Origin of the sequence: Acinetobacter sp. MD2(2019) (genome assembly GCF_035615615.1) — a bacterium.
Taxonomy (GTDB): Bacteria; Pseudomonadota; Gammaproteobacteria; order Pseudomonadales; family Moraxellaceae; genus Acinetobacter.
On record NZ_VTDU01000022.1, the window covers coordinates 1 to 15,083 of the forward strand.

The window sequence follows — 15,083 nt, forward strand, 5'->3', positions numbered from 1 at the left end:
AATCTGAGCCATGATCAAACTCTTCAGTTAAAATCATTTTGCACTTTACTAAAAGTGCTAAATCTGGCTCATCAATTTTCTGACTTAAATTTCGCTCAAATAAACTTCGAGTAATTTAAACCAATCAATCAATGATAATTTATCGATGATCTGATCAGTAAAAATCCACACAAGTTGTTCTTATCAATTCTTTAATGATTTTTTACTGCTTCGTCAGCAGCAAAAACAGAAGAATTACATCAACTTATTTTCTAAGTTTAGATGCATCTCGTCGGTATGGGCTCATTATAGATAGATTTATCGCACATGCAAGCATTTTTGGTGCAAATTTTTCTGTATGCTCTATTTTTGTGCAAATATTTTTCATAAAAATAATTAAGCCCCTGTAATAAAACAATTTTTTAATTTAAGTTTCAATTCATCTTTTTAAATCTCTTATTTAATCAAGCCGATGACAGATCAGACCTACTATTATTTGCTGTCTTTTTTTTATTTTTTAACAATAAAGCACCTACAAAGCAGATCACTAAATAAAACTGTTTTAACGTGTTTGATTATTTAAATAAGATTGCCGAACAAACTGGCTTATTGTCTTCATGCCAACACTGCAATGGTTTTGATCTGAAGTTCTAGAATTTTACAGACTAGCCAATATATGGGCGCACATAAAGATGTATGCATAACACTAGAGAAATAGTCATGTATATAAAGAGAAGTATTAAAGTTGTATAAATCTATCTATAAGTCTTATTAGCCCTGTCGATCTAATTCTATTGTTTTGCTTCTTATAAGTGTGTTGCTTATTTTTTGTTCCACGTGAAACTATTTAAAAAAAAGAGCAATTGAAGAAGACTTCTTCAATTGCTCTTTTTTATATTATTGCACTTCTGATGCAGCAGACGTTGTTGCTTGGTCATCAGATGCAGCAGTCGTTACTGCTGTTGTGTTTTGTTCAGATGCAGCACTTTGCTCAACTGGTGTAGTTGTAGGCGCTTGTTGTGCTTCATGTGAAGTACAACCTACAGCCATAAATGTAAAACCACCAAGTACTGCAGATAAAATCGCAAGTTTTTTCATGATCACTCTCTCACTCAAAATAAAAGTCTAAAAAGCTCTTTGCAAAGCGTGTGCTCATCTTTACGAATCTGATCGCATAGAAATATGATGTTTTTTCAGTGTTTTTTTTACCATTCGCATTGGTTTGATGTGTTTTTTGTTGCAAATAACTCGGTTTCAATTTTTTAAAAAACTATATATTTCAATTTTTTCAATGAATTAAGATAAATGTGATGACTATTTAATCGATTGCCTTTTACTTAACTCAAAGAGTTTTTACCTAATTAAACAAAAGCAAACTAGCAACAACGTGTTATTTATAATTAATTTATAATATTGTATATTGATTGTAATAAATTCAATTTATTATTTTGATTTAAATCACATTTTATCATATTTACGCCAATTTCGATAGCACGATCATCAATTTTTAAAATACGAAAAATGGTCGTGTATTGCTGCGATCATTTAATGCTGTTTTTTTAAGAGAATGATTCAACTACTCTTCACGTTCAAAGACCTCCTCTTGTTATTTTTAGCAAAAACACGCGCTTTTATGGATTGAAAAAGCACTGTTCTGCACAGATATGCCGTTTTTAGATATTTAGATGGTTGATTTTTTATAAACTGCCCATATCTTTTATCACAAGTCATAAAAACCTATTTTCATGGCAGTTTTAAGTATGCGTAGTGCCTACGAACGCCAAAGGACTGTACATGTTAAAAAGCTTATTTAAACGGAGAGCATCAATGGCACATGAGCAAACTCAAGACATTCAAAATGAGCAACTCACTGATCAAACTGAAGGTGTAGAGCAGGCAAATGAGCTGAGCGTTGAAGATTTAACTGCGCAAATTACCAAACTTGAAGAAAGCTTAAAGCTTGAAAAAGCGCGTACTGCCAATGCAGTGTATGAAGCGCAAAAAAGCGTTGAGCGTATTCAACGTGAATCTGAAAAGCATAAAGATACGGTATTAGAAAAATTTGCCAAACAGTTACTCGATTCTGTTGATAACTTAGAACGTGCCATTCAAGCCGCGGGTGATGAAGAAACACCTGTACTTGAAGGCATTCGTTTAACCTTAAAATCGCTTCTTAGCACCTTAGAAAAATTTGGTGTGACGGAGGCCGATACACAAAATGGCTTTAATGCCGATTTACACCAAGCGGTTGGCATTGATCCAAACGCAAAAGCCAACGAAATTGGCACCGTTTTACAAAAAGGTTATAGCTTAAATGGTCGTCTACTCCGCCCTGCAATGGTGATGGTCGGTCAGTAAAGCATTATTTTTGAGCGCTTTTGAAAAATTTTTTCTTGAAATTACTTGAAATATCTTCAACGGCTCTCATATCGAATAACAAGCGAAACATTGCACCAAATTTTGAGGAATATAAAGAATGGCTAAAATCATTGGTATTGACTTAGGTACAACCAACTCATGTGTTGCGGTACTTGAAGGCGACAAAGTTAAAGTTATCGAAAATGCTGAAGGCGCACGTACTACGCCATCCATTATTGCCTATAAAGATGGCGAAATTTTGGTAGGTCAATCTGCGAAGCGTCAAGCAGTCACCAATCCTAAAAACACATTATTCGCGATCAAGCGTTTAATTGGTCGTAAGTATCAAGATCAAGCGGTACAAAAAGACATCGGTCTTGTGCCTTACAAAATCATCAAAGCAGACAATGGCGATGCTTGGGTCGATGTAAACGACAAGAAATTGGCACCACAACAAATCTCTGCTGAAATCTTGAAAAAGATGAAGAAAACGGCAGAAGATTATTTAGGTGAAACCGTCACTGAAGCGGTCATTACTGTTCCAGCTTACTTTAACGATGCACAGCGTCAAGCAACTAAAGATGCAGGTAAAATTGCAGGTCTTGATGTTAAACGTATCATTAACGAACCAACGGCTGCTGCCCTTGCGTTTGGTATGGACAAAAAAGAAGGCGACCGTAAAGTTGCAGTTTACGATTTAGGTGGTGGTACATTTGACGTATCAATCATTGAAATCGCAGATCTTGATGGCGACCAACAAATCGAAGTATTGTCTACCAACGGTGATACTTTCCTTGGTGGTGAAGACTTTGACAACGCTTTAATTGAGTACTTGGTTGAAGAGTTCAAAAAAGAGCAAAACTTCAACTTAAAACAAGATCCTTTAGCGTTACAACGTTTAAAAGAAGCGGCTGAAAAAGCGAAGATTGAGTTGTCATCTTCAAATGCCACTGAAATTAACTTGCCATACATCACGGCTGATGCGACTGGTCCTAAACATTTAGTGATCAACGTGACGCGTGCGAAACTTGAAGGTTTAGTTGCAGATTTAGTTGCACGTACCATTGAGCCTTGCCGTATTGCGCTGAAAGATGCGGGTCTTTCAACAAGCGACATCTCTGACGTAATCTTGGTGGGTGGTCAGTCACGTATGCCAATGGTTCAACAAAAAGTTCAAGAATTTTTTGGCAAAGAACCACGTAAAGACGTGAACCCTGATGAAGCAGTGGCGATTGGTGCTGCCATTCAAGGTGCGGTATTGTCTGGCGACAAAACTGACGTGCTTTTATTAGACGTTACCCCATTAACATTGGGTATCGAAACGATGGGTGGCGTGTTAACTGCAATTATTGAGAAAAACACCACGATTCCTGCGAAGAAATCTCAAGTGTTCTCAACTGCTGCGGATAACCAACCTGCGGTCGACATTTCGGTGTTCCAAGGTGAGCGTAAAATGGCACAACAAAACAAATTGTTGGGCAATTTCCAGTTGGGCGATATCCCTCCTGCGCCACGTGGTGTGCCACAAATTGAAGTATCGTTCGACATCAACGCGGATGGTATCTTAAAAGTATCTGCTAAAGATAAGAGCACAGGCAAAGAGCAATCGATCCAGATTAAAGCAAACTCTGGTTTGTCTGATGCTGAAATCGAAGCGATGATTAAAGATGCTGAAGCAAATGCTGAAGAAGATCGTAAATTTGAAGAGTTAGCAAAAGCACGTAACGAAGCGGATGCATTGGTGTCTAGCTCACAAAAAGCGGTTAAAGATTTAGGTGAGCAAGTGACTGCAGACGAAAAAACTGCGGTTGAAACTGCGGTTGCTGAGCTTGAAACTGCAACCAAAGAAAATGATGTTGAAGACATCAAAGCGAAAACTGAAGCGCTTCAAAACATCATTATGCCAATTACGCAACGTGCCTATGAAGCTACTCAAGCTCAAGGCGGTGCTGAAGGCTTCGATCCGAACCAATTCGGTGGTGATGCAGGTCAACAAAAAGCGGACGATGGCGTTGTCGATGCTGAGTTCACTGAAGTGAAAGATGACAAAAAATAAGTTGTCAGCTTGAATAAAAAAACCGCTCATTTTTGAGCGGTTTTTTTGTTTGAGTGACTTAGGTCTTCTGACATATTGCATGGCTGTGTTGTATAAACACTCCATAACCCTATGAGATTCAAAGTTTTGACCCACTATGAATCTAAAATTAAAATTATTAAAATCAATTATTTATATAGTTATGTAACACAGCATTATTCGTATTGGAATCTACTTTCAAATAACATTGTGACCACTAAAATGTTGCCAAATACCGTAAAATCATAAATCCGCTAAAGCAACTGATAAAAATACAGATCGTCATCGTAAACACATAGCTATACATCCAATTTTTAAGTAACTGTCTTGCTAAAGATGATTCGCTATCCGATTGTTTTAGCAATTTAAACCCAAGAAAAAGCAAACCACTGAACAGAGTAAAAATACACAGGCATAGCATGCTAAGGCACAGAATATAGAGTCGAGCACTTGTAGTGATCGCGGAAATCGATTGATAAATCCAAACTTGTCTATGGAAAGGTAGAAATATAATGAATAGCAGAATGATTGCGATTAAATCTAAAAAGATATAAAGAATTTTTTGTCCCCGAGGTGTGTTAACTTCGGGTAAGGCTGGGGCTTTCACTGACATCCACTGAGGCATCTCTTGAGTACGGTGACGAGTGAACCAAAACCAGCGCGCTTGAGCGCGATGAATGACTGGGAACATTAAAAAAATAAAAATTGATAGGATAATATGAATGCTTTGTTCAAATGTAATGCTGACTGCAAAATTCCGATTTAAGATCAATAATATCGCAATGCTTGCGCATAGCAAAAGAAAAACCAAACCACCAATAAGCAAAAATAATTTAAGTACTTTTTTTAGGTCTTGACGATTTATTGGTTTTTTCATAGAAAATCTCCTTAGGTATAAGTTTAGCCAATTTTCTATTTTTAAACTCGTTTAATTTGTGGGAGGATTATCCTTTACTTTTTATTGGCATTTTCACAACGATTGGTGGAGTTGTTTTAAGTTTATTTATCGAAAAAATAATACATTGCAAACAAGCATTTTGATCATGACACATCAACATTAACGGACAAATAAAATATGAGAATCTTTGAGAAATTGACGCCTTTTTTCGTAATCGGAATAGTTTTGCTCATTGGTTGTATATTTTTCGGAACCAGTGCTTCTGCATCAGATGCGATGGCGGGAATCTATTTAATATTTGCCATTATCCCTATTTCGGTCATCATGACCATAGACAGAGTTTTCGTTTGGAAACTGGGCAGAAAAAAAGTAAATAAAATACAGTTTTATATTATTGGAAGTTTCCTTTTAATTTTTATACTCAACTGGGTCAGACTACACATGGAATAAAAAATGAATAAATTGCTTTTATTATTTCCAATACTCCTACTCTGCATATTTACGACTATTGGTTGTGTTGGGCTTTATTTTGCAATTCAATATCCCGAGAATGTTCCGTTTTATGCTTGGATTATCCTTTTAATATTTGCCATTTTACCACTCATCATCCTATATGGTTTGTTTTTTGGATTTCCCGTTTCTGAAAAACAATGGCAAGAACAAGAAAAAATACGAAAAAAACTATCCTTTGATGAAAATGGAATGACCATTGAAATGCCTTTATTTGATAAAAGCTGTTTCATTGATTGGCAGTCTATTCAGAAAATTATTTATTATAATTACGTTGTTTCAAGTGATTTTACAGAGCATTATCAAGGATTTAAATTTTACTTAAACACAGTTCCCACATACACAAAACACCAAAAGCAGTGGTGGTTGAATAGACTATTTCCTAAAGATTCATCAAGCAAAATGATTGATATTCATGAAAGGCTATCAAGAACTGCCTAAAATGCTCGAAACCTACCTAAAATGCGATGCGAATATAGATTTTAAAACACCATTAAAAGGCACATTAATCTCCAGCCAAACACATAAAAATACAAAGACTGAAACATGGAAACCTAGTAATAATGAGCATGAAAAACTGATATTCCAGAAATAACCAAATGCGATCAACAGGCAGTTTGGTATGGCCGTGGAAATAGAAAATAATTTTCATCTTTTGCGAATGTTGAATCGCACGACATCTTTGACATCATTCAGGCGATGTTTAAGTCCAATCGTACATACACAATATTCGCCTGTAATTCCTGTTCAATACAATTGGATGATAATGTTGTAGATGCTGATTTCACTGAAGTGAAAGATGATAAAAAATAATTTGTTAGATTAAAAAACCGCTCATTTTTGAACGATTTTTATTGTAAAAATATAGATAAATTTAAATTTTTCCCAAAAAAATCTTATATGATAATACGATCAAAGTACGTTCAATAATTCAATATGTCAAAATTAGAAGTAAAACCAGAAAACCACAAAATATTTATTTTTAAAAGTATTTTTGAGTTTGATTCAGCAAAACAGCAAGCTGAAAAGAAAAAACTAAATGCTTTTGGATTAATGGCAAAGCTAAATCCATTAAAACGTCCAACAGATGATAATGTGACTTTAAAAAACCACATGTTCCGATATGAGCCATTTTGGTTTGTTTCAAGTTTACGCTCACTCGATTTCACATGTTTAAATACTTATCAGGTTCCTGTGAGTAATCCCTATACCACGACAGTCATGCTGAAATCAGATTCAGAAATACCAATACAGTATCCAGTAACCCGTCAACAAGACAAATTAAGAATAGATATTCAAGTTGTTGAGCGTTGTCATCGTACTATTGAATACTCAAATTATTTTGATGGATTAAATCGCGATGTAAAAACACATCAACTCGAAAATTACGTCAAAAAATTTAGTACCACAGAAGTTGAAAAGGTAGAAATAGACAATCCTTTACAACCACTTTTGTCTTTAGATTCACTTACGACTAAAGTTCGTGCCGAATTACAAAATCAAATGATTACCGCATCCTCAATTCATGATGATCATGAAGAAATCACTGCGCTACATTTGTACTTTCGTCCAGTTTATGCTTTTGAATATCGTTGGGGAGATAAAATTGGCATCTTAGAAGTGGATGGATTGACAGGTGAAATTGTTGAGAATGGTAACTGGTTTAAAGACACCTTCGATAAAACCTTCACCAGAGAAAATCTAATTGAATTAAGCGCAGAGCTTGCCAGCACCGTTGTACCTGGTGGGGGAACTGTACTTAAGATTGCCTCTAAAGCCATCAAAATTTAATACATTATACTTAGGTTATAGTTTCTTTAATAAAACATAGCCTCAAAAGCATATTCATCTGTTTTCTCAAGATAACTCGTAGATTATCTGTGATTGATTGCAACAATTTAATTTGTATGATGATTTAATCAAGGCAGATATTTATGGATCATTTTACACAATTACATATAACTGCCCTAGATCTGCTAAATGCAAGTCAACAGATACGGCTTAACGCAAATATTTCCGTTTTACAATCTACATACGGCAAAATCTTCTAAGCCATCGAATTTCATCAACTAAACATGTTATTGTGATCAAATAACCGTCCAATCATTAATGGAGATTCGCGTGAGTTACTATCATATTATTCTTGAAGTAAACGACCATATCAGCACCATTGAAGAAACCCGCGATATCGAACTGTTTAATATTGAAGAATTAACACCCTCTTTACATGCGATTCTACTGCCCTACTTCAATAAGCAAATGATTGAATTAGATGATGAAAATATTGAGTTTGCAGATATTTTACACCTAGAAATTAAACAAACCCTTTTACCGATAGAGCAACTCATTCAAGAAGAACAACAAGAGCTTCCAAGCGACACAGATGTCACCATTACCGCTTACGAAATCTTTAATGACCGCGATTTAAGCCAAGACGTCACGGCTGTGATTTTCGATCTATTAGAAGCAGTAAAAATAGACCATTCAGAGGTCTAAAAAAATCCGAAGGAACGCTATTCCTTCGGATTTTTAATGTTATGGCAATATTTGACGGGCTTGTTCATTACGAAAAGCACGTAAAATTTGTTGTCCTGCCCGCCCTGTTGGGCTTAATCCCAAACGCGCCTGCTCTTTTTGAATGGCTTCTCGGGTTTTATCACCAATTAAACCGTCGGCTTCGCCAATGTTATACCCACGTTTTAAGAGATAATTTTGGATTTCACGGCGCTCGGCGCGCGATGTTCCAGCATCATCGGTAGGCCACGGGGTTACAAAAGCGGCTCCTCCTTGCAAACGGTCGGATAAATGAGCAATGGCCAAGCCATAACTTTCCGCGGCGTTGTAGCTATAAATTGCATCAAAGTTTTTAAAGACTAAAAATGCGGGGCCGCTTGCGCCTGCAGGCGTCATTAAACCTGCGGGAGTCGAATCAGATAAATTGTCTTGCACTAAGGCCGAGCCATCTACACGCGTTACACCTTTAGCCAACCAATACGACAACGGTTTTTTATTACGGCGACTTTCACCTGCAATGGACATCCCTTGTGGAATTTTGACCTCAAAGCCCCATGGCATGCCCGTTTGCCAGCCGGCTTTTTTTAAGAAATTGGCAGTTGAAGCCAATGCATCTGGCACACTAGACACCAAATCACGGCGGCCATCGCCATCAAAATCGACCGCTAATCGTTCATAAGTCGATGGCATGAATTGCGTATGCCCAAATGCACCCGCCCACGAGCCTTTTAATTGCTCTTCGCGTAAATCGCCACGCTGTAAAATTCGCATGGTGGCAAAAAACTCTCCACGGAAATAACTCTGGCGACGCCCTTCACAACTTAGTGTGCCTAAGGCTTGCAGCAACGGATATTTACCCGAAATACCGCCATAATTACTCTCGACACCCCACACCGCCACAATGGTTGCTGCAGGCACGCCATAGGCTTGCGAAGCACGATTTAACACATCACGATATTGGGCCATTTTTTGCTGACCATCAGCAACACGCTCATCATCGACCAAACCAGACAAATAATCCCAAATTGGTGTGGAAAATTCAGGCTGGTAATTGAGCTTATCAATGACAGAATAATCTGGTGTCAGGTTTTGGGTATAACGATCGTAGGTCGTGGCACTAACACCAGCAGAAATTGCCTGCGAACGTAAATTTGCTAAACAGCTCTGAAATGGATCATTCGCCGCTAAAGTTGTATTCGGGCTTGTTGTGGTGACTGGCACTTCATTCACCAGTAATTCAGCCTGTGCATGCAGTGCAAAAAATAAAGTCGTACTAACAAAAATTGAAGAATATCGCATATGAGATGTTGACCATTTTTTTGAATTTAAATTTATAGATCTACCTTAGCATTTTCCTGTTTTATTGACGATGCAAAATGAATTCAAAATTTGTTACGCACTTTGAATTCATTTTTTAACGCAATGATATTTTTAAATTCAAATAACCCACAAAAGTTTAAATTCATAATTGCAAAACCAAGTTATCCACATGTGGGTAATTTAAACATGGTAAAAACTTTTAAATTTATTCTTTAAAGGCGTTTTAAATTCAAAGCTATTTTTTAAATTTAAAAATAACTACTATTAAATAATTTAAGTTATCCACAGCACAACGATGCTTATTTTGAAATTTTAGTGGCACTTTGCTGGTTAAAATTATTCATTTTCTTTAATTTTTGGCGATTTTGGATGCATTTGAAATGCAATCTTTGTACATCAATAAGATAATTACACAAGATTTTCAACACAACCCTCAATAGTTGTTTTTAAATTTAAATCCGCAAATCATTGTCGATTCAATCAAAGGGCGCATATGCTGCCCAATTTCAAGCAATAAAAAAAGCGATCCACTCGGTGATCGCTTTTTTTACAACAAAATAGGTTTAGATGGTCATATCTTGAGTTAACGCCAACGGCTCTGGCAAAATTTTTGCCAACTGACGGCATAACTCGCTTAAATCGTCCTGATTCAGCGGCATTAGGGTAATATGACCCAACTTACGACCTTCACGCTCGGTTTTATTATATAAGTGCAAATGTGCGCCATTTAAGGCTAAAACATCATCAGTTTTCGGATGTTTGCCAATAATATTCACCATGACCGTTGGGCGCACCACATCGGTTGAACCTAAAGGCAAGCCTGCAACAGCACGAATATGGTTTTCAAATTGCGAACACACCGCGCCTTCAATCGACCAATGCCCAGAATTATGCACACGTGGCGCCATTTCGTTGGCAAACAAACCTTGTTCAGTCACAAACAATTCAAGCGTCAGCACGCCAATATAATCGAGGTGATTGAGCAGGCGAGTGATGTATTCTTGCGCCACAGGCTGTAACTCTTCGCTCTGTGGAGCAGGAACAATGGAATGCGACAAAATACCATGATGATGATGGTTTTCCGCCAACGGCCATGTTTTCACATCGCCATTTTGGCCACGCACCGCAATAATCGACACTTCGCGCGAAAAATTAACAAAACTTTCTGCAATTAATGACTTGGCAGGGCCAAGTTCCGCCCAAGCTTGTTCAATTTGACTGGCTTCACGCAGCACGAATTGACCTTTGCCATCGTAACCGCCGGTTGCGGTTTTTAACACAATGGGCAAGCCCAGTTCAGCCACAGCTTGGGTTAATGATTCAAGGCTGTCTACCGCTTTAAACGGCGCAACTGGAATCTGCAGTTCATTAAATAGTGTTTTTTCGGATAAGCGGTTTTGCGCAATAGCCAGTGCTTGACGAGGTGGATGAATCGCCTTGCTTTGGCTTAAAACATCGACATCGGCCAAAGGCGTATTTTCAAATTCAAGGCTAAATACATCGGCACTTTGAATGAAATTGCTTAAAGCTTGCGAATCTTGTGTCGAAAAAACCTGACCCAACACAGCAGCAGGGCAATCGGTATTCGATTCAAAAAAGGTGCATTGAAGATTCAGCGGCAATGCGGCTTGCGCCATCATACGACCCAACTGACCACCACCAAAAATTCCAATTGTATTGATTTGTTTGCTCATTATGCTTTTACTCAGCAGCGCAGCGTGTCACGCTCAGTGATTAAGCGCTATTACCTGCCTTGCTTTTCCTCACCCTTGACCTGGAATATTATTGCTTGCGACTTTATCGGTTTGTGCAGCACGAAAATCTGCCACATTTTTGGCAATATCAGCACGCGTCAAACCTAGAATTTGCGCAGCCATAATTGCGGCATTGGTTGCACCGGCAGGGCCAATCGCTAAAGTGCCCACGGCAATTCCAGCCGGCATTTGCACAATTGATAGCAGTGAATCGACACCATTTAAAATTGAAGATTTCACCGGAACCCCCAGCACAGGTAAATCCGTTTTTGCCGCACACATGCCCGGTAAATGCGCTGCGCCACCTGCACCGGCAATAATCACCTGAATTCCACGTTCGCGCGCAGTTTCTGCATATTCAAATAAACGATCTGGGGTACGATGTGCCGATACCACTTCAGCCTCAAAAGCAACGCCAAGTTGTTTGAGCATATTTGCAGTATGTTCGAGTGTTGCCCAATCAGATTGAGAACCCATAATAATGCCAACTAAGGGTTGAGCGTCTGTAGCAGCGACCGTATTCATTGATATTTCCAAAATATTCGTAAATTAATGGATCTCGCCAAGCAAAGAAAAGCTTTGGGCAGGGGTTAGAGGGCACAGTATAGCTTGTTTTTTCATCCTCACCAAAACAAAACACGGGCTTTAAAGCTCAGGGTTACATGCTTTTCATCCACCACTAAACCAAAAAACATCGCGTTTGATACTTATTGGCTTCTAAAAACAAAATAAACACAGCCAAATAAACAACAAGCAGCCCACAAATAATCGAGTTTTAACGGTTGTTTAAACATAAAAATTAAAAAGGGCACAAATACAATTAACGTCATGACTTCTTGGGTAATTTTCATTTCGCCCATACTCCAGCCCTGTGCTGCGAATAAGCGTGTGGCTGGAATCATAAAACTGTATTCAAATAACGCGATCACCCAGCCAAATAAAACCGCTTGCCATAGCGGTGCATTATGTAAAAATTTTAAATGCCCATACCATGCTAAGGTCATAAAACAATTAGAAATAACCAATAAAATAAACGGGAAAAATGTTGGCATATTCAACTCAACTTCAAATGGGGCAAATATAAGTGTGACTCATGACTGAATATACATATCACAGAGTAATCTGCTGATCATCACGCAACGTTTTATTGTGTTGGATTTTATCGGCTTTCTCACATTTTGTGACTATCTTTTCAAATACAGCCTTGTTATCGTTGCTCACAATTTTAAATGTTTTCTGACAACAACAGCAAATAAAAACCATGCTGTGTCAATTCAAGTGGAGTAGGCGAGTTATGCATCTGCATATTTTAGGTATTTGTGGCACGTTTATGGGCTCTTTGGCACTGTTAGCGCGCGATTTAGGACATACCGTAACCGGTTCCGATGCCAATGTGTATCCACCCATGTCGACCCAACTTGAAAATGCAGGCATTACCTTAATGCAAGGCTACGACCGCAGCCATTTACAGCCGCATCCCGATTTAGTCATTGTCGGCAATGCCATGAAACGTGGCATTGATGCGATTGAATATATGCTCAATGCCGGTTTGCCTTATATTTCAGGCCCACAATTTTTAGCAGACCATGTTTTACAAGGCAAGCATGTGCTTGGGGTTGCAGGTACACATGGTAAAACCACCACCACCACCATGTTAGCGTGGGTACTTGATCAGGCGGGATTAAATCCGGGCTTTTTAATTGGCGGTGTCCCACTCGGTTTTAGCGAAAGTGCTCGACTCGGTGGCGGTGAATATTTTGTGGTCGAAGCAGACGAATACGATTCGGCATTTTTTGATAAGCGTTCTAAGTTTGTGCATTATCATCCAAAAACCGCAATTTTAAATAACCTTGAATTTGACCATGCCGATATTTTCGATGATTTAGCCGCAATTGAAAAACAATTTCATCATTTAGTCCGTACTATTCCAAGTGAAGGGCGAATTATCGCACCGATTACCGAAACCAATATCGACACGGTTTTAGCCATGGGCTGTTGGACACCTGTGGTGCGTACGAGTCTTGACATCCATCCAAGCGCCGAATTGTCTGCGGAACTGATTCATCAGGATGGTAGTCATTTTAAGGTTCTGCAACATGGCACGGTGAAAGCTGAAGTACACTGGACGATGACAGGGCAGCATAGTGTTGCTAATGCCTTAGCCACGATTGCCGCAGCCGAACATGTAGGTGTTAGCATCGAACAAGCGTGTACAGCATTGTCAAATTTTGGTGGAGTAAAACGCCGGATGGAATTGCTCGGCACACCACGCGGCATTGAAGTCTATGACGATTTTGCCCATCACCCAACCGCAATTGAAACCACCCTTGACGGCGCACGCAAGCGCTTAGGTGAGCGTAAACTTTGGGCGATTATTGAACCACGCTCGAATACCATGCGCATGGGCAGCCATAAAGATGGACTGGCGCATTCAGCGCGTTTAGCCGATGAAGTGATTTGGTATCAACCTGAAGGGCTAGATTGGGATTTACAACCGGTGATTGCCGCATCAAGCAATCATGCACAAGTCAGTCGCTCACTCGATGAGATTATTGCCCGAATTACCACAGAAGCAGGTGAGGGCGATGCTGTAGTGATTATGTCGAATGGTGGTTTTGGTGGTTTACATCAAAAACTCATTTCAGCCTTAAGCGCTTAATTTGTCATTTAAACGGGGATGTGCAAAATCGGATGGCTATCCCCTTAAACACCCAAGCCAATTGGCTTTTTTTTAAGCAAACATTACAAAACTGTCATCATTTGCAAACCGACAGCAGCGGGTTTTCTTTATCATAGCGGCTTCATCTATTGCACAATGGAATAAAAATGTCGCTTGAAACAGTCAACCTCGCTTTGTTTAGCGCCATCAATGCCTCTGCAACGGCCAAACCTTTCGTGGTTCATCTCGCCATTTTTATTGCCAATGACGTGCTTTATATTTTACTCGCGCTGCTACTTTTTTTATGGTGCTATGGTGATTTACAACTTAAAGAACGCGCGTTAAAAGCCGTTGTGTTGACTGGAATCGCCCTGTTGCTGGGCTATGTGATTTCATTGATTTATCCGCATTCGCGTCCTTTTGTTTTGCATGTTGGGCGCACGCTTATTGAACACAAAGCTACCGCATCATTCCCAAGTAATCATATGCTGATTTTTAGCACCATTGCATTGTCTTATTATTTTTCAGCACGAAAATGTATTGGTAGCATTTTATTCGCGTTGGCCGCTGCCGTGGCTTGGTCGCGTGTTTATTTGGGCGTTCATTTCCCATTAGATATGTTGGGCGGGTTGATTGTGGCAGTATTGGTTAATATTGCAGGATATTATGCATGGCAACGTTATGGACAAATGTGTCTACAGCTTGCACTTCGAATCTATCAATGGGTTGCAAAACCGTTATTACAGCGCGGTTTAATCAAATAAAAGCGCAGATGTATATGAGTTGCAGTTTAGAATAATCTATGGCATGCTAAGGCAATATTTGGATGGTTTTCATCCAAAACACAATTTAGTTTGACAAGGGGAGTAGCCTCCTCCAAGCGCCAAGAGAATTTCTCAACGCGTGTCAGATATCGTCAATACACTTTGCAAAAAGTCGGTATCTGAGCATTGGATTGATCCAATGTAGGCAAGACCTTGATCATGTTGACACAGATGTTTTATTTCATCTGGCAAC

13 protein-coding genes are annotated in these 15,083 nt (G+C 38.8%); 7 read left to right on the forward strand and 6 right to left on the reverse strand.

Translation table 11 applies throughout. From position 1 onward, the window contains the following. Positions 1 to 876 precede the first annotated feature (876 nt). On the reverse strand, positions 877 to 1,077 hold the full coding sequence (locus tag I2F62_RS10715; protein WP_324627003.1) for a hypothetical protein: 201 nt from the start codon (positions 1,075 to 1,077) through the stop codon (positions 877 to 879). A 729-nt stretch (positions 1,078 to 1,806) separates the two neighbouring features. On the opposite strand from I2F62_RS10715, the gene grpE reads away from it, so the two are divergent. Both grpE and dnaK read left to right on the forward strand, forming a co-directional pair. Further along, a complete protein-coding gene (gene grpE / locus I2F62_RS10720) occupies positions 1,807 to 2,337 on the forward strand; it encodes a nucleotide exchange factor GrpE (RefSeq protein ID WP_420713757.1) in 531 nt (176 codons plus the stop codon). Positions 2,338 to 2,455: 118 nt separating this feature from the next. After that, a complete protein-coding gene (gene dnaK / locus I2F62_RS10725; protein WP_324627005.1) occupies positions 2,456 to 4,393 on the forward strand; it encodes a molecular chaperone DnaK in 1,938 nt (645 codons plus the stop codon). A 235-nt stretch (positions 4,394 to 4,628) separates the two neighbouring features. On the opposite strand, the gene I2F62_RS10730 is transcribed toward dnaK, so the two are convergent. Further along, complete coding sequence (locus I2F62_RS10730; RefSeq protein ID WP_324627006.1) at positions 4,629 to 5,288, reverse strand: hypothetical protein; 660 nt, start codon at positions 5,286 to 5,288, stop codon at positions 4,629 to 4,631. A 474-nt stretch (positions 5,289 to 5,762) separates the two neighbouring features. On the opposite strand from I2F62_RS10730, the gene I2F62_RS10735 reads away from it, so the two are divergent. The 3 genes from I2F62_RS10735 (at position 5,763) to I2F62_RS10745 (ending at position 8,315) form a co-directional block, all read left to right on the forward strand. Then, positions 5,763 to 6,260 carry a hypothetical protein gene (locus I2F62_RS10735; RefSeq protein WP_324627007.1) on the forward strand — a complete coding sequence of 166 codons (498 nt, stop codon included), beginning with the start codon at positions 5,763 to 5,765 and terminating at the stop codon, positions 6,258 to 6,260. Between the two features lie 495 nt (positions 6,261 to 6,755). Further along, positions 6,756 to 7,610 (forward strand): hypothetical protein, encoded by an 855-nt coding sequence (locus tag I2F62_RS10740; protein WP_324627008.1) that lies wholly within the window; start codon positions 6,756 to 6,758, stop codon positions 7,608 to 7,610. A gap of 318 nt (positions 7,611 to 7,928) precedes the next feature. Further along, entirely contained in the window at positions 7,929 to 8,315 is a 387-nt protein-coding gene (locus I2F62_RS10745) for a hypothetical protein (RefSeq protein WP_324627009.1), read from the forward strand. A 39-nt stretch (positions 8,316 to 8,354) separates the two neighbouring features. On the opposite strand, the gene I2F62_RS10750 is transcribed toward I2F62_RS10745, so the two are convergent. The 4 genes from I2F62_RS10750 to I2F62_RS10765 form a co-directional block, all read right to left on the reverse strand. Continuing rightward, on the reverse strand, positions 8,355 to 9,632 hold the full coding sequence (locus tag I2F62_RS10750; RefSeq protein ID WP_324627010.1) for a lytic murein transglycosylase: 1,278 nt from the start codon (positions 9,630 to 9,632) through the stop codon (positions 8,355 to 8,357). Between the two features lie 584 nt (positions 9,633 to 10,216). Then, the gene (locus I2F62_RS10755; protein ID WP_324627011.1) at positions 10,217 to 11,347 is read right to left on the reverse strand and encodes a 5-(carboxyamino)imidazole ribonucleotide synthase; all 1,131 of its coding nucleotides are present in this window, start codon (positions 11,345 to 11,347) and stop codon (positions 10,217 to 10,219) included. A 69-nt stretch (positions 11,348 to 11,416) separates the two neighbouring features. Then, on the reverse strand, positions 11,417 to 11,932 hold the full coding sequence (gene purE / locus I2F62_RS10760; RefSeq protein ID WP_324627012.1) for a 5-(carboxyamino)imidazole ribonucleotide mutase: 516 nt from the start codon (positions 11,930 to 11,932) through the stop codon (positions 11,417 to 11,419). A 182-nt stretch (positions 11,933 to 12,114) separates the two neighbouring features. Next, on the reverse strand, positions 12,115 to 12,459 hold the full coding sequence (locus I2F62_RS10765) for a DMT family protein (protein ID WP_324627013.1): 345 nt from the start codon (positions 12,457 to 12,459) through the stop codon (positions 12,115 to 12,117). A gap of 242 nt (positions 12,460 to 12,701) precedes the next feature. On the opposite strand from I2F62_RS10765, the gene mpl reads away from it, so the two are divergent. Then, a complete protein-coding gene (gene mpl, locus I2F62_RS10770; protein ID WP_324627014.1) occupies positions 12,702 to 14,066 on the forward strand; it encodes a UDP-N-acetylmuramate:L-alanyl-gamma-D-glutamyl-meso-diaminopimelate ligase in 1,365 nt (454 codons plus the stop codon). A gap of 167 nt (positions 14,067 to 14,233) precedes the next feature. Further along, entirely contained in the window at positions 14,234 to 14,830 is a 597-nt protein-coding gene (locus I2F62_RS10775; protein ID WP_324627015.1) for an undecaprenyl-diphosphatase, read from the forward strand. The last annotated feature ends 253 nt before the right edge of the window (positions 14,831 to 15,083 follow it).